Annotated in this window: 15 protein-coding genes; 6 read left to right on the top strand and 9 right to left on the bottom strand. The window is 72.8% G+C overall.

Annotated features, from left to right (window positions below):
- Nucleotides 1-131 precede the first annotated feature (131 nt).
- From EJG53_RS07380 to EJG53_RS07370, 3 genes are all read left to right on the top strand, one after another.
- Nucleotides 132-755, top strand: a complete 624-nt coding sequence (locus tag EJG53_RS07380; protein WP_125044171.1) for a TetR/AcrR family transcriptional regulator — start codon at nucleotides 132-134, stop codon at nucleotides 753-755.
- Between the two features lie 161 nt (nucleotides 756-916).
- Entirely contained in the window at nucleotides 917-1453 is a 537-nt protein-coding gene (locus EJG53_RS07375; RefSeq protein WP_125044170.1) for a GNAT family N-acetyltransferase, read from the top strand.
- Between the two features lie 67 nt (nucleotides 1454-1520).
- Nucleotides 1521-2051: an O-acetyl-ADP-ribose deacetylase gene (locus EJG53_RS07370; protein WP_125044169.1), complete on the top strand. Its 531-nt coding sequence runs from the start codon at nucleotides 1521-1523 to the stop codon at nucleotides 2049-2051.
- A 61-nt stretch (nucleotides 2052-2112) separates the two neighbouring features.
- On the opposite strand, the gene EJG53_RS07365 is transcribed toward EJG53_RS07370, so the two are convergent.
- Nucleotides 2113-2703, bottom strand: a complete 591-nt coding sequence (locus tag EJG53_RS07365; protein WP_371858662.1) for a GNAT family N-acetyltransferase — start codon at nucleotides 2701-2703, stop codon at nucleotides 2113-2115.
- 448 nt (nucleotides 2704-3151) lie between these two features.
- On the opposite strand from EJG53_RS07365, the gene EJG53_RS07360 reads away from it, so the two are divergent.
- Entirely contained in the window at nucleotides 3152-4624 is a 1473-nt protein-coding gene (locus EJG53_RS07360; RefSeq protein ID WP_125044168.1) for a DNA-3-methyladenine glycosylase 2, read from the top strand.
- 7 nt (nucleotides 4625-4631) lie between these two features.
- A complete protein-coding gene (locus EJG53_RS07355) occupies nucleotides 4632-5204 on the top strand; it encodes a methylated-DNA--[protein]-cysteine S-methyltransferase (protein WP_125044167.1) in 573 nt (190 codons plus the stop codon).
- Between the two features lie 24 nt (nucleotides 5205-5228).
- Here the strand turns inward: EJG53_RS07355 and EJG53_RS07350 are convergent, their stop codons facing one another.
- From EJG53_RS07350 to EJG53_RS07335, 4 genes are all read right to left on the bottom strand, one after another.
- Nucleotides 5229-6095, bottom strand: coding sequence for a nucleotidyltransferase domain-containing protein (locus EJG53_RS07350; protein ID WP_125044166.1), 867 nt, complete (start codon nucleotides 6093-6095; stop codon nucleotides 5229-5231).
- A gap of 56 nt (nucleotides 6096-6151) precedes the next feature.
- Nucleotides 6152-7087 carry an LLM class flavin-dependent oxidoreductase gene (locus EJG53_RS07345; protein ID WP_125044165.1) on the bottom strand — a complete coding sequence of 312 codons (936 nt, stop codon included), beginning with the start codon at nucleotides 7085-7087 and terminating at the stop codon, nucleotides 6152-6154.
- A 33-nt stretch (nucleotides 7088-7120) separates the two neighbouring features.
- Nucleotides 7121-7615 (bottom strand): NUDIX domain-containing protein, encoded by a 495-nt coding sequence (locus EJG53_RS07340; RefSeq protein WP_125044164.1) that lies wholly within the window; start codon nucleotides 7613-7615, stop codon nucleotides 7121-7123.
- 126 nt (nucleotides 7616-7741) lie between these two features.
- On the bottom strand, nucleotides 7742-9463 hold the full coding sequence (locus EJG53_RS07335) for a BCCT family transporter (protein WP_125044163.1): 1722 nt from the start codon (nucleotides 9461-9463) through the stop codon (nucleotides 7742-7744).
- A 188-nt stretch (nucleotides 9464-9651) separates the two neighbouring features.
- Here EJG53_RS07335 and EJG53_RS07330 point away from each other — a divergent pair, with 188 nt between their 5' ends.
- A complete protein-coding gene (locus EJG53_RS07330; protein WP_125049223.1) occupies nucleotides 9652-10776 on the top strand; it encodes a glycerate kinase in 1125 nt (374 codons plus the stop codon).
- 213 nt (nucleotides 10777-10989) lie between these two features.
- Here EJG53_RS07330 and pssA read toward each other — a convergent pair whose 3' ends face one another.
- The 4 genes from pssA to EJG53_RS07310 form a co-directional block, all read right to left on the bottom strand.
- Complete coding sequence (pssA, locus tag EJG53_RS07325; protein ID WP_174856379.1) at nucleotides 10990-11844, bottom strand: CDP-diacylglycerol--serine O-phosphatidyltransferase; 855 nt, start codon at nucleotides 11842-11844, stop codon at nucleotides 10990-10992.
- On the bottom strand, nucleotides 11831-12478 hold the full coding sequence (locus EJG53_RS07320) for a phosphatidylserine decarboxylase (protein ID WP_030020415.1): 648 nt from the start codon (nucleotides 12476-12478) through the stop codon (nucleotides 11831-11833). Before EJG53_RS07320 ends, pssA begins: the two co-directional genes overlap by 14 nt.
- A 169-nt stretch (nucleotides 12479-12647) precedes the next feature.
- Nucleotides 12648-13856 (bottom strand): acyl-CoA dehydrogenase family protein, encoded by a 1209-nt coding sequence (locus tag EJG53_RS07315; protein ID WP_125044161.1) that lies wholly within the window; start codon nucleotides 13854-13856, stop codon nucleotides 12648-12650.
- A gap of 1 nt (nucleotide 13857) precedes the next feature.
- A complete protein-coding gene (locus EJG53_RS07310) occupies nucleotides 13858-14379 on the bottom strand; it encodes a MaoC family dehydratase (protein ID WP_031009839.1) in 522 nt (173 codons plus the stop codon).
- Nucleotides 14380-14384 lie beyond the last annotated feature (5 nt).

Genomic DNA, 14384 nt, shown 5'->3' with positions numbered 1-14384 from the left:
AGCGGCGCTCCCGACCCCCTCACGCTCCGCGACAACTGCGGCGGCAACCGCTCCGCCGCAGCTCATGGCACCATTGTGAGCAATTGCTCAGGTCTTTGCTACTCGCATTCGCGGGCTGCCCAGGAGGAGCCATGACCACCGGCCGCCGCGGCCTCCAGCCACGTAAACAGCCACGTCAGGCCCGCGCGGAAGCCACCCGGCAGCGCATCCTCACCGCCGCTGCTCACGTTTTCGCCGAGTACGGCTACGCCGCGGGGACCACCAACCGCATCGCCGCGCGGGCACGGGTGTCGATCGGCTCGTTGTACCAGTACTACCCGAACAAGGACGCGATCCTGGTGGAGCTGCTGACCCGGCACCTCGACGCCGGGATAGCCGCCGCCGGCCGGCACCAGGACGGCGAGGCGCCCGAGTCCCTCGAAGAGATCATCCGCCTCTTCGTACGCACCTCGATCGGCAACCACCGCGACGACCCCCAGTTGCTGCGCGTCATGGCCGAGCAGGGGCCCCGGTCCCCGGAGCTGCTCGACAAGATCGCCCGGCACGGGCGGGAGCGGATCGCCTACGCCCACGCGCTGTTCGCCGGGCACCCGGAGGTCCGGGTCGCGGACACGTACACCGCCACCCGGCTCGCGGTGAGCACCATCGAACTCGTCGTCCACCAGCTCCTCGCCGCGCCGGACCCGGTCGACTCCGCCCGGCTGGAGGACGAACTCGTCACCATGATCACCGGCTATCTCACGGCGGGCGGCTGACGGTGCGGGAGCCTGCGGCACCGACGGGAGGCCGCGGCACCGACAGGCGGCCACGGTACCGACGGGCGGCCACGGTACCGACGGGCGGTCACGGTACCGACGGGCGGCCGGGCCGGAAACTCCCGTGCGCCCCGCGCACCGCGCGTGCTAATTCCCCTGTCATGAGCGATCTTCAGACAGCGCGGCTGGTGCTCCACCCGCTGACCGCCGCCGAGGCGGAGCGGCTGGTGACGCGGACCCCGGCGGACGGGGAGCGGTGGGCGCCCGGCTATCCGACCGACGGGGACGTGGAGTCCGCCACCGACTTCCTGGGCCACTGCGCGGCCACCGGCGACCCGCAGCCGTTCGGGGACTATGAGATACGCCGCCGGGCGGATGGGCTGGCCATCGGCAGCCTCGGCTTCCACCGGCCGCCCGACGCGGACGGCTGCGTCACGATCGGCTACGGACTGGTCCCCGAGGCGCGCGGCCGGGGCTACGCGGCCGAGGCGCTGCGCGGGCTGCTGCGCCTCGCCAGGGAACGCGGCGTCACCCGGGTGAAGGGCGACGCCGACCTCGGCAACACCGCGTCCCAGCACGTCATGGCGGCCGCCGGGATGCGGCCGGTGGGGGAGGACGAGCGGGTGAGGTACTTCGAGATCACCTGGCCGCCCGGCGGGGCGGAGGGCACGTCCGCCGACGGCGGCAGCGGGCCCTGAGGTCCGTACGGCGGCAGCGGACCGTGAGGCCCGTACGGCGGGCCGCGCGCCGGGCCATGATGGCCGTATGACCGCACCCTCACCTCACCGGCCCGCCCTCACGCTCGTCGCGGGCGACATCACCGAGCAGCCGGTCGATGCCGTCGTGAACGCCGCCAACTCCTCGCTGCTGGGCGGCGGGGGAGTGGACGGCGCGATCCACCGGCGCGGCGGCCCCGAGATCCTGGCCGAGTGCCGCGCGCTGCGCGCCTCGCACTACGGCAAGGGCCTGGCCACCGGGCAGGCCGTGGCGACCACGGCGGGCCGGCTGCCGGCCCGCTGGGTGATCCACACCGTCGGCCCCGTCTGGGCGCGGTCCGAGGACCGCTCGGACCTGCTCGCCTCCTGCTACCGCGAGTCGCTGCGGGTCGCCGACGAGCTGGGCGCCCGTACCGTCGCCTTCCCGGCGATCTCCGCCGGGATCTACCGCTGGCCCCTGGACGACGCGGCCCGCATCGCCGTCGAGACGGTGCGGGCCACGGAGACGGCCGTCGAGGAGGTGCGCTTCGTGCTCTTCGACGAGCGGGCGTACGCGGCGTTCGCGGCGCGGGTGGGCTGAACCCGGACACCGGCCGAAAGCCCCTCGGGGCCCCGCCGCCCGGTGCCGTACGGCCCGCCGCTCAGGCCGAAGCGATCCGCGCGGACACGCAGGGGTCCTCGTTGCGGTAGCCGAGCCGGTCGTAGAGCCGCTCGGCGGGCGCGTTCTCGGCAAGCTGCCACAGCGTGCAGAACCCGTGCCGCCGTACGGTGTGCCGGGTCAGCCACGAGGTCAGCGCGGCGCCGAGGCCCTGGCCGCGCTGGGCGGCGTCGGTCGCGACGGACGCCATCAGCGGCGCGCCGCTGTCCCGCAGGCTGCTCATCGCGCCGCACGCCACCAGCCGCCCGTCCGCGCCGCGGATACCGGCCCAGAGGCTGACGTCCGCGGAGCCGGGGCCGGTGGAGTGGGCCGGACTGTGCTCGTTGAGGAAGGCGAGCAGCTCGTCGTGGTGGCTCTCGTCGAGCGTGACCACCCGGTCCTCCGCAGGGTGGACGGCCGGTTCCTCCAGCGTCCAGCGGAAGATCCACTCGACGACGTCGGTCACCGCGAGATGGCGGGCGACCAGCGTCTCGGTGCCGCGCGGGCCGGTGAACTCCCGTACCTGGTCGGGAAACCCTTGCGCGGCACGCAGCACGAGACCGGCTGCGGCCTCTGCCTCGCCGACGCTCCACACGTGCCCTCGGGGGCGTCGAGCCAGGCGACAGCGCCGCTGTTGCACCAACTGCTCCGGTCGGCGGGCCGCTGCCGGGCGGCGCCGAAACGCAGGAGGGCGGCGCCCTCCTGGAGCTCCAGGCCCTGGGTGAACAGGTCCTCGGTCCGGGGGAGAAGAGTCGTTGCCTGCATCACTCTCTGAGAAGGACGTAGGGAGGGGAACGACTCCGGACACGCTGGCGGCGCGGCCGGAACCGTTCGTCTGAAGTAGGGGGTCCCGGCAGCGGCTGCGCACCCGTGCGCGCCCGGCCGACCGGGTGGTCAACTCTCGCACACCGCCCCCGGCCCGGCGCAAATCGTCGCCGGGTGCCGTATGCCACCCGGCAGGTCGTCGGCAGCCGGACTGGTCACCGGACGCTGATGTCGGAAAACCGCCAGCCGAGCCGGTACGGCTGCCGGATGCTGGATGCATGCACACCGACTTCGAGCGCTGTCTGCGCGCCGTGCAGTCCAAGGACGCCAGGTTCGACGGCTGGTTCTACACGGCGGTGCGCACCACACGTATCTACTGCCGTCCCAGTTGCCCGGTGGTGCCGCCCAAGCCCGAGAACATGACCTTCTACCCGAGCGCCGCGGCCGCTCAGCAGGCCGGCTACCGCGCCTGCAAGCGCTGCCGCCCGGACGCCAGCCCCGGCTCGCCCCAGTGGGACGAGCGCGCCGACCTCGTGGCGCGCGCCATGCGGCTGATCGCCGACGGCGTCGTCGACCGGGAGGGCGTACCCGGCCTGGCCGCCCGGCTCGGCTACAGCACCCGCCAGGTCGAACGGCAACTGCTCGCCGAGCTGGGCGCCGGGCCGCTCGCCCTGGCCCGCGCGCAGCGCGCCCAGACCGCGCGGCTGCTCGTCGAGACCACCGAACTGCCCATGGCCGACGTGGCGTTCGCCGCCGGGTTCGCCAGCATCCGCACCTTCAACGACACCGTACGGGAGGTGTTCGCGCTCGCGCCCACCGAGCTGCGGCGGCGCGCCCGGCCGGGGGCCGCCACGGCCCTGCCCGGCGCACTCGCCCTGCGGCTGCCCTTCCGGCAGCCGCTCTGCCCGGACAACCTCTTCGGCCACCTGGCCGCGACCGCCGTACCCGGGGTCGAGGAGTGGCGGGACGGCGCGTACCGGCGCACGCTCGCCCTCCCGTACGGGCACGGCATCGTCGCCCTGGCCCCGCGCCCCGGCCACATCGACTGCCGGCTGTCCCTCACCGACCTGCGCGACCTCGCCGGGGCCATCGCCCGCTGCCGCCGGATGCTCGACCTGGACGCCGACCCGGAGGCGGTCGACGGGCTGCTGACCGAGGACCCCGTCCTGGCGCCGCTCGTCCGCAAGGCGCCGGGGCGGCGGGTGCCGCGCACCGCGGACGCGGACGAGTTCGCGGTACGGGCCGTACTGGGCCAGCAGGTGTCCACCGCCGCGGCCCGTACGCACGCGGGCCGGCTGGTCACCGCGCACGGCCAGAAGATCGACGACCCGGCGGGCGGCCTGACCCACCTCTTCCCCTCCGTCGCTGAGCTGGCCGGTCTGGACCCGGAGACGCTCGCCATGCCGCGTACCCGGCGCGCCACCCTCACTGGCATGATCGCGGCCCTCGCCGACGGCGCCGTACAGCTCGGCGTCGGCAGCGACCGGGAACGGGCCCGCGCGCAGCTCGCGGCGCTGCCGGGCGTGGGCCCCTGGACCGTCGAGTGCATCGCCATGCGCGCTCTCGGCGACCCCGACGCCTTCACCCCCACCGACCTGGGCCTGCGCCGCGCCGCCGCCCACCTCGGGCTGCCGGCCACCCCGGCGGCGCTCGTACGGCACTCGGCGCGCTGGCGCCCGTGGCGCGCGTACGCGGTCCAGTACCTGTGGGCCACCGACGACCACCCCATCAACCACCTCCCCACCGACTGAGGCGACCATGTCCGATCCCGTGCCCACCCGTACCGGCGGCGAGCGCTGCCACGCCGTCCTGACCGACACCCCGTACGGCCCGCTGACCCTGGTGGCCGAGGGCGAAGCCCTCGCCGGCCTCTACATGACCGACCAGCGCCACCGCCCGCCTCAGGAGTCCTTCGGCCCGCCGGAGGACCTGGAGGCCCCGCCGTTCGCGGCGGCCGTACGGCAACTGCGCGCCTACTTCGACGGCGCGCTCACCGCCTTCGACCTGCCCCTGGCGCCCCGGGGGACACCGTTCCAGCGCCGCGTCTGGGCCGCCCTGTGCGACATCCCGTACGGCGGGACGCTCTCGTACGGGCAGCTCGCGGCGCGCCTCGGCCGGCCCTCCGCCGCTCGTGCGGTGGGCCTCGCCAACGGGAAGAACCCGATCGGCATCATCATCCCCTGCCACCGCGTGATCGGGGCGAGCGGCAGCCTCACCGGATACGGCGGCGGGCTCGACCGCAAGCGCCGCCTGCTGGATTTCGAGCGGGGCGGGGCCGGGGAGGGGCGGGGAGCCGAGGACCCGGGCGGGCAGCAGGCTCTCTTCGGCTGAAGCGAGCACTCGGCCCTCGGGTGTTCAGGCGTCGCCCTCCACCACGGCACGCACCTCCGCGACCAGCAACTCCGCAGCCTCCAGCGTCCGCCCCAACTCCGTTGCGCTACGGCCCAGTTCGCCCAGCAGGGCACTCGCCCGCTCCCCGAACCCGGGCGGTGTACCGGGCATCGCCGCAGCGGCGGCGAGCGCGCCCTTCTCGTTGATGCACCAGGTCCGGTGGTGGGCGTGCAGGGCCTGGGTCAGGTCGCCGACCGCCCGCGCCAGGCAGAGGGCCACGTGCAAGGTGTCCGTGGACGCCTGGGACTTGCGCGCCATGGCGACGGAGAACCCGGCGTCCCAGACCGCCGTTCCGGTCAGCGCGGCGCGCAGCGGCTCCGGGTACTCCCGCATCTCCTCCTTGAGGCGGCCCAGCTCGCCGCTGGGGTCGGCGAGTACCCGGGACAGGGCCAGTTCCCCCGCGTACGCGGGGGACCAGAAGCCCAGCGGGTGCCCCACCTGGGCGCCGATCTCGAACCGGCCCGCCTGGCACTCCCGCCACACCCGTTGCACCCGGTCGGCATCCCGCAGGAGCCAGTCCACGGGGGTGCCGTCCGGCATCACCAGCCAGGCCCCGCCGTTGACCCACGCACCCCACGCGTCCGGCGGGTGAATCTCCACCGGCGTCCCGGTGATCTCGGCGGCCAGGTCCGCCAGGCCCGCGAGGCCGACCTCGCCGCGGTAGTAGACCCCCAAGTCCCAGTCGGAGTCCGGCCGGTGCGTCCCCCGGGCCCGGCTGCCGCCGAGCGTCACGCCCACGACGCCGGGCACCTCGGCCAGGGCAGCCGCGCCACCCCTCGCCCAGTAGTCCTCGTAAGTCCCGTCCGCCCTGGTAGCCGCTGCCTTATCCATACGCGAAGCCTAGAACGCCCGTTACCCGCCCATGACAGCGGCGTCCGGGCGCCCCGTCAGCGCAACAGATCCCGTACATCCGCCAGCAACTCCACCTGATGGCGCCAGTCGCCGCCCGCGATGTCCAGCAGGACGCGGGTGACTCCCGCGCCGCAGTATCGGTGCAGGCGCTCCGCCGCCTCCCGGGCGCCGCCCGTCACCGGGACGCCGGCGAGGCGTTCGGGCGGGACGCCGTGGGCCGTGGCGAGTTCCGTGGCGAGGTCCGCGCCGGTGGGCAGGCCGGGTGCCGTACCGAGGGCGCCGCTGGTGCCGACGATGACGGCCGGGGCCGGGCGGCCGAGCGCGGCGGAGAGTTCGGCCAGGTGCACGGCTCCCTCGGCCACCTGGGCGGCCGACGCCAGGGAAGGGAACCAGCCGTCGCCCAGGAGCGCGGCCCGCCGCACCGCGGCGCGCGAGGTGCCGCCGATCCAGACGGGCGGCATCGGCACGGCGAACTCCGGCTCCACCACCGGGTAGCCGGGCCCGTGCGGCAGCGGCACCCGCTCGCCCGCGAGCAGACGGGGCAGCAGCCGCAGCGCCGCGTCGGTCCGGCGCTCCCGCTCCTCGTACGGAATCCCTGCGGCAGCCCACCGTTCCCGGCCGCCGCCCGTCCCCACCCCCAACACCAGCCGCCCGTCCGCGATCTGCTGGAGGCTCGCGATCTGCTCGGCGGCCTGGGACGGCGGCCGGAGCCCCGGCGTGTACAGCGCGCCGACGACGGTGATCCGCTCGGTCGCCGCGGCCACCGCCGCCAGTACCACCGCGGTGTCCAGGGCCGGTGCGCCGGCCGCGGGCCGGTCCCCGTACGCGACGAGGTCGAGCCCGGCCAGTTCCGCGTGCCGGGCCGCCTCGGTGAGCGGGAGCTTCTGCTCCCGCCGCACGGCGGGCGAGGGCAGCACCACGCCCACTGCCAGGCGGCCGGGCCGGACCGCGGAATCCGGGAGAAACGTCATACGGCGACGATGCAACTTCAAGCGGGCTTGAGGTCAAGGGGCGGCGGGTGCGACCCCGTCCTCCAGCTCCACCGGCCCGCGGCCCCGCGCCAGCGCGTCCAGCGCGGCCCGTACCCGCAGCGCCATCGACGGCGACAGCCGCGGCTCGGCCTCCTCCCACGACAGCAGGGACCAGGACAGCAGCTCGCTCTCCTGGAGCCGGACGGCCGCCAACTGGTCCGGGGCCAGCACTCCGCCGTCGTACAGGTACGACACCAGGGGCGGTCGGCCGGTGCCGCGCACCCAGTCGACGGCCAGCAGCGGGCCCGGCTCGATGTCCAGGCCGATCTCCTCGGCGGTCTCCCGCCGCGCGGCCTGGCGGGGCGACTCGCCCGCGTCGGACTCGACGGTGCCGCCGGGCAGGTTCCAGGTGTCGCGGTAGTTCGGCTCGACGTACAGCACCCGGCCGTCGGCGTCGCGGAAGATGACACCGGCCCCCGCGAGCACACGCGGAAGACCGGCGATATAGGTGGCGTAGTCCGTGGTCATGCGGTGAGCGTAGCCGGGTCGGACGGCGGGCCTGTGGGGCGTTTGCCGGGGCCGTCGCGGTGCCGGCCGGGGCCTTGGACGCCGTCCCCGGCCGCACACACCCGAACGGGTGAGTCCCCCGCGCCCCTACACCCCCGTCGGCCCCTGCCCCGACGCCCCCGTGTCGTCCCCCGTCCGCTTGGAGTCCGCCGCCCGCCGCAGTCGTGGGTGCCGGGTCGGGCCCTGTTCGGTGATGGTCTCGCCGACGATGGCGCGTACCGCGTTGCGCAGGCCGTGCAGTGCGTGGTGCCGCGCCGGGCCGGCGCCCGGGTCCTCCCGCAGTTCCTTGAGCAGTGCCCAGCACAGCGCCAGCATCACGAACACGAAGGGCAGCGCGACCAGGATCGTCGCCGTCTGGAGCGCGCCGAGCCCGCCGGCCACCAGCAGCACCGCGGCGACCGCGGCCATCAGGATGCCCCAGGTGACCACCAGCCACGTCCTCGGGTGCAGCGCGCCCCGGCTGGTGAGCGAGCCCATCACCAGGGACGCCGAGTCGGCGCTGGTGATGAAGTACGTCATGACCAGGATCATCGCCACCCAGGAGGTGACGGTCCCGGCGGGCAGCGCGTCCAGCATGCCGAACAGCGACGCCTCCGCGTCCTTCGCGTTGCCCGCGAGGTCGGCCAGGCCGCTGGCGTCCAGCCGGATCGCGCTGCCGCCCATCACGCAGAACCAGATCATCGTCGCGCCGCTGGGCACCAGCAGGACGCCGATCAGGAACTCCCGGACGGTGCGCCCGTGCGAGATACGGGCGATGAACGTGCCGACGAACGGGGCCCAGGACAGCCACCACGCCCAGTAGAAGATCGTCCAGGTGCCGAGCCAGCTCGCGTCGGTGAAGGCGCCGGTGCGCGAGGCCATCGGCAGCAGGTCGTCGAGGTAGCCGCCGACGCTCGCCGGGATGCTGTCCAGGACGTACACCGTCGGGCCGAGCACGAAGACGAACAGCATCAGCAGGGCGGCCAGCACGATGTTCAGGGTGGACAGCCACTTGACGCCCTTGTGCAGGCCGGAGAAGGCGGACGCCACGAAGGCGGCGGAGAGCGCGACGATGATGATCAACTGGACCGCCGTGCTGTCCGAGGTGCCCGTGGTGAGCTGGAGCCCCTTGCTGACCTGGAGGGCGCCGAGGCCCAGGCTGGTGGCCGTGCCGAAGACGGTCGCGAAGACGGCCAGCAGGTCGATGAGGTGCCCCAGCCGCCCGCCGGCCCGCCGCTCGCCGACCAGCGGGACGAAGGCGGAGCTGAGCCGGTTGCTGCGGCCCTTGCGGAAGCCCGCGTAGGCCAGCGCCAGGCCGACGATGCCGTAGATGGCCCACGGGGTCAGGGTCCAGTGGAAGAACGAGTACTCCAGCGCGGTACGGGCCGCGGCGCCGGTGTGCGGGGTGACGCCGCTGGAGGGCGGCGGAGTGACGTAGTGCTGGAGCGGTTCGCCCACGCCGTAGAACATCAGGCCGATACCCATGCCGGCGCTGAACATCATCGCGATCCACGCGAGATTGCCGAATTCCGGCTCCGCGTCGTCCTTGCCGAGCCGGATACGGCCGAATCGGCTGAAGGCGATGAGGAAGCACAGGACGAGAAAGACGTCGGCGGCCACCACGAACAGCCAGCCGAAATTGCCCAGCACCCAATTCAGCGCGCTATCGGTGACCGATTCGAAATTCTTTTTGCCCAGCGCCGCCCAGGCCACCACCGCGAGCACCGCGGCGACCCCGGCACCGACCAGGACCAGATCGGGCGGCGGATCGTGCGCCGCGTCTCCCGGTACGGAATGCGGCGTCGGCTCCTCGGACGTCTGCACGCTCATGGCGTCCCACTATGGCCGGAAAAACGATGCTTCGCCGGATTGGCGCGCCGACCGGGGCATCCGCTCCCTGTTCGCCACGGTCCCCGCCGGATAAGGTCGCAGCGGCGCGACTGCCAGTTCGAAAGCAAGGGGAGACAGTGGCGGACGCAGCAAGGACACCGGCGGCAGACCAGGACCGGGCACCGCGGGTGCTGGTCGCCGCGGACAAATTCAAGGGTTCGCTCACCGCCGTCGAGGTCGCCGAGCACGTCACGGCCGGGCTGCGCCGTGCCGTACCCGGCCTGGCGGTGGAGTCCGTCCCGGTCGCGGACGGCGGCGACGGCACGGTCGCGGCCGCCCTGGCGGCGGGCTTCGCCCGGCACGAGGTCCGGGTCACCGGACCCGTCGGCGACCCGGTGGCGGCCACCTTCGCGCTCCACGAGGACGGCACGGCCGTGGTCGAGATGGCCGAGGCGTCCGGCCTCCAGCACCTCCCGGAGGGCCGCTTCGCGCCGCTCACGGCCACCACGTACGGCACCGGCGAGCTGCTGCGCGCGGCGCTGGACGCGGGCGCCACCACCATCGTCTTCGGCGTCGGCGGCAGCGCCACGACCGACGGCGGCGCGGGCATGCTCGCCGCCCTCGGGGCCCGCTTCCTGGACGCCGCCGGCACCCCGCTCGCCCCGGGCGGCGGGCCGCTGCGCGACCTGGCCACCGCCGACCTCTCGGGCCTGGACCCACGGCTCGCCCGTACGGAGGTGGTCCTCGCCAGCGACGTGGACAACCCGCTCACCGGGCCCAAGGGCGCCCCCGCCGTCTACGGGCCGCAGAAGGGCGCGAGCGAGCAGGACGTCGCGGCGCTGGACGCGGCCCTGGCCCACTACGCGAAGGTCCTGGAGACCGCGGTCGGGCCCCGCGCCGCCGAGCACGCCGCCGCCCCCGGCGCGGGCGCGGCGGGCGGCATCGGCTACGGCGCCCTGGTCGGCCTGGGGGCCGTCTTCCGGCCGGGCATCGACGTCATGCTGGAGGTGCTGGGTTTTGGGCCGGCGCTGGCCCGCGCCACCTTCGTCGTCACCGGCGAGGGGTCGCTGGACGAGCAGACCCTGCACGGCAAGGCCCCGGTGGGCGTCGCGGCGGCGGCCCGGGCGGCGGGCCTGGAGGTGGCGGCGGTCTGCGGCCGCCTGGCCCTGCCGCCGGAGGCCCTGGGCCGGGCCGGCATCCGCCGCGCCTACCCGCTGACCGACCTGGAGCCGGACCCGGCCCGCTGCATGGCCGAGGCGGGCCCCCTCCTGGAGCGGGCGGCGGAGGCGCTGGGGCGGGACTTCCTACTGTGAGGCCGCGGCCGTACGGCCGGAGGCTCCGACGTACGGTTCCGAGCCGCTGACGTACGGCCTGAGGGTGCTGACCTACGGGCCGGGGAGCGCGCCGAGGGGCTCACCGGCCTCACGGTGCGCCCCCTGCGCCCGCGTGCATCCGGATACGACAAAAGGCCCCCGCCGAGCTGATGCGCTCGGCGGGGGCCTTTCCGGTCCGGGGACCGGACACCGCTACTGAATCTGTGCGCTGCGCGCCTCACGGCGGTTGTCGCGGAAGGTGTTGACGCGACGGGCCGTCGCGAAGACCGGGATCATCGCACCCAGCACGATCTGGAGCGAGCAACCGGTCTGCAGCAGCATCTGGCCACCGGGGGCGTCCAGCGCCCAGGCCGCCAGCATCCCCATGCTCAGCACGATCCAACTGAGCATCGCCACCGCCAGCCGTCCCCGCGGCTTGGGGTACTCGACCCGGCTCACCATCAGCCAGGCCACCCCGATGATCGCCAGCAGCGTCGGCACGAAGGGCAGCTCCAGCAGGACGATCGCGACCACGGTCAGCGCGCCGAACGGGCTCGGCATCCCCTGGAAGATGCCGTCACGCAGCGTCACACAGGAGAACCGGGCCAGCCGCAGCACCACCGCCAGCAGCACCACCACCGCCGCGACCACCGAGACCCGCTGGTGCGAGTCCGGGGCGACCATGCCCCAGGTGACGACGAAGTACGCCGGCGCCAGCCCGAAGCTGATCAGGTCGGAGAGGTTGTCGAGCTCGGCCCCCATCGCCGAGGCGCGCAGCTTGCGCGCGACGAGCCCGTCGAACAGGTCGAAGATGGAGGCCAGCAGCATCAGGATCACCGCCATGGCGGCGCTGTGCCGGGCCATCCCGCCGTCCTCGTTGCCCGTCAGGTGCGGGATCAGGACGCCGGTGGTGGTGAAGTAGACGGCCATGAAGCCGCAGATCGCGTTGCCGAGCGTGAGCGTGTCCGCTATCGACAACCGCGTCGACAGCGGCATGTCGTCGGCCGCGTCGTCCTCCTCGACCTCCGCGACCCAGCCGGGCTGTGTGTCGGGATCAATCACGGTCAAGGCGTGTCACCCCCGCGGTGGTGGCCTGGCCGACCTCGACCGCGGCCTCGACACCCGCCGGGAGGTAGACGTCGACGCGTGACCCGAAGCGGATCAGGCCGATGCGCTCGCCCTGCTCCACCTTCGAGCCCTGGGGCACGTAGGGGACGATACGGCGGGCCACGGCCCCGGCGATCTGCACCATCTCGATGTCGCCGAGCTCGGTGTCGAAGTGCCAGACGACCCGCTCGTTGTTCTCGCTCTCCTTGTTGAACGCCGGGACGTACCCGCCGGGGATGTGCTCCACGGACGTCACCGTGCCGGCCAGCGGCGCGCGGTTGACGTGGACGTTCAGCGGGCTCATGAAGATCGCGACGCGGGTGCGCCCGTCCTTCCACGGCATGATGCTCTGCACCACGCCGTCGGCCGGGGAGATGACCCGGCCCTGAGCGATCTCCCGCTCAGGATCGCGGAAGAACCACAGCATGCCCGCCGCCAGGGCGGTGGCGGGCACGGCGGCGGCTGCCCAGCGTCCCGAGCGACGGGAACGGGCCAGGCTGACCGCCGCCGTCGCGACGGTCGGCAGAAGCCACGGCGACGCTCCGCGCGCGAGGCGGACACGACCGCGTTGTGCAGAGGATTGGCTGTGGGGCATGGATGACCTTCGTAGCGGAGGATGCCGCATATGCAATGGGGGACGGCGGCTTTCCCGGGATGGTATCGGTTGCGGGCGGCAACTGGCCAAGAGCCAGCGCCAATCCGTGGCCGAAGCGCGCGGGCGGGGTGTGATCTTCGTCCTGAATAAAACGCCCCAAATCGGGCGTTCACCCCTGGATTCGGTACTCCTCCAGCAGCCGTCGGCCGATGATCATTTTCTGGATCTCGGCGGTACCTTCACCGATGAGGAGCATCGGTGCCTCCCGGTAGAGGCGCTCGATCTCGTACTCCTTGGAGAAGCCGTAGCCGCCGTGGATGCGGAACGCGTCCTCCACCACCTCCTTGCAGTACTCGGAGGCCAGGTACTTGGCCATGCCCGCTTCCAGGTCGTTCCGCTGACCGGAGTCCTTCTTGCGTGCGGCGTTGACCATCATCGCATGGGCCGCTTCCACCTTTGTGGCCATTTCGGCAAGTTTGAACTGGATCGCCTGGTGCTGGGCGATCGGCTTGCCGAAGGTGTGCCGCTGCTGCGCGTACGAAACGCCCAGCTCGAAGGCGCGCTGTGCGACGCCGCAGCCCCGCGCGGCCACGTTCACCCGGCCGACCTCGACGCCGTCCATCATGTGATAGAAGCCACGTCCGGTCTGTCCGCCGAGGACCCGGTCGGCGGGGATGCGCAGCCCGTCCATGATCAGCTCGGTGGTGTCGACCCCCTTGTAGCCCATCTTGTCGATCTTGCCGGGAATGGTCAGCCCCGGCCGGACCTCACCGAAGCCCGCCTCCTTCTCGACGAGGAAGGTGGTCATCGACTTGTGCGGCGCGGTGCCTTCCGGATGGCCCTCGTCCGTACGGCACAGCACCGCTACGAGAGTTGACGAACCGCCGTTGGTCAGCCACATCTTCTGACCGGTCAGTACATAATCTCCGCCGTCCGCCACGCCTTTGGACGTGATGGCCGAGACGTCCGAGCCGAGCGCCGGCTCCGACATCGAGAAAGCGCCACGGATGTCACCCGCCGCCATCTTCGGCAGGAAATAGTCCTTCTGCTCCTGCGTACCGTGCTGCTTGAGCATGTACGCCACGATGAAGTGCGTGTTGATGATGCCCGACACGCTCATCCAGCCGCGGGCGATCTCCTCCACCGTCAGCGCGTACGTCAGCAGCGACTCGCCGAGGCCCCCGTACTCCTCCGGAATCATCAGCCCGAAGACGCCGAGTTCCTTCAGCCCCTCGACTATCCGCGTCGGGTACTCGTCGCGGTGCTCCAGCTCGGTGGCGACCGGCAGAATCTCTTTGTCGACGAAGTCACGGACCGTCGAGAGGATTTCCCGCTGGATGTCCGTCAGGCCCTCGGTCTGCGCGAGGCGTCCGCTCATCTCACTTCTCCTTACGGGCCGGTTCCCGCAGCTCCGGGCGGCCCGGCTGCTCGCCGCCGCGCTCCTTGACGTACGTGGCGGTGGGCACCATCACCTTGCGCCGGAAGACGCACACCAGGGTGCCGTCCTGCTTGTAGCCCTTGGTCTCCACGTACACGATCCCGCGGTCGCTCTTGGACCTCGACGGCGTCTTGTCGAGCACCGTCGTCTCGCCGTAGAGCGTGTCCCCGTGAAAAGTGGGCGCCACATGCTTCAGCGACTCGATTTCCAGATTCGCGATCGCCTTGCCCGACACGTCCGGCACCGACATCCCCAGCAACAGCGAGTAGATGTAGTTGCCGACCACGACATTCTTGCCGAAGTCGGTGGTCCGCTCGGCGTAGTTGCTGTCCATGTGCAGCGGATGGTGATTCATCGTGAGCAGACAGAACAGGTGGTCGTCGTATTCCGTGACCGTCTTTCCCGGCCAGTGCTTGTAGACGTCCCCGACGGTGAATTCCTCGTAGGTACGGCCGAACTGCATCGCGG

The organism is Streptomyces chrestomyceticus JCM 4735 (assembly GCF_003865135.1).
GTDB lineage: Bacteria > Actinomycetota > Actinomycetes > Streptomycetales > Streptomycetaceae > Streptomyces > Streptomyces chrestomyceticus.
Note: the sequence above shows the minus strand (reverse complement) of the source record. Positions and strands in the feature narration are given on the sequence as shown.

Excerpts from the sequence above, each read along its gene's own strand:
- EJG53_RS07380 (WP_125044171.1), top strand. The coding sequence starts at position 132 with ATGACCACCGGCCGCCGCGGCCTCCAGCCACGTAAACAGCCACGTCAG.
- EJG53_RS07375 (WP_125044170.1), top strand. The coding sequence starts at position 917 with ATGAGCGATCTTCAGACAGCGCGGCTGGTGCTCCACCCGCTGACCGCC.
- EJG53_RS07370 (WP_125044169.1), top strand. The coding sequence starts at position 1,521 with ATGACCGCACCCTCACCTCACCGGCCCGCCCTCACGCTCGTCGCGGGC.
- EJG53_RS07360 (WP_125044168.1), top strand. The coding sequence starts at position 3,152 with ATGCACACCGACTTCGAGCGCTGTCTGCGCGCCGTGCAGTCCAAGGAC.
- EJG53_RS07355 (WP_125044167.1), top strand. The coding sequence starts at position 4,632 with ATGTCCGATCCCGTGCCCACCCGTACCGGCGGCGAGCGCTGCCACGCC.
- EJG53_RS07350 (WP_125044166.1), bottom strand. The coding sequence starts at position 6,095 with ATGGATAAGGCAGCGGCTACCAGGGCGGACGGGACTTACGAGGACTAC.
- EJG53_RS07345 (WP_125044165.1), bottom strand. The coding sequence starts at position 7,087 with ATGACGTTTCTCCCGGATTCCGCGGTCCGGCCCGGCCGCCTGGCAGTG.
- EJG53_RS07340 (WP_125044164.1), bottom strand. The coding sequence starts at position 7,615 with ATGACCACGGACTACGCCACCTATATCGCCGGTCTTCCGCGTGTGCTC.
- EJG53_RS07335 (WP_125044163.1), bottom strand. The coding sequence starts at position 9,463 with ATGAGCGTGCAGACGTCCGAGGAGCCGACGCCGCATTCCGTACCGGGA.
- EJG53_RS07320 (WP_030020415.1), bottom strand. The coding sequence starts at position 12,478 with ATGCCCCACAGCCAATCCTCTGCACAACGCGGTCGTGTCCGCCTCGCG.
- EJG53_RS07315 (WP_125044161.1), bottom strand. The coding sequence starts at position 13,856 with ATGAGCGGACGCCTCGCGCAGACCGAGGGCCTGACGGACATCCAGCGG.
- EJG53_RS07310 (WP_031009839.1), bottom strand. The coding sequence starts at position 14,379 with ATGCAGTTCGGCCGTACCTACGAGGAATTCACCGTCGGGGACGTCTAC.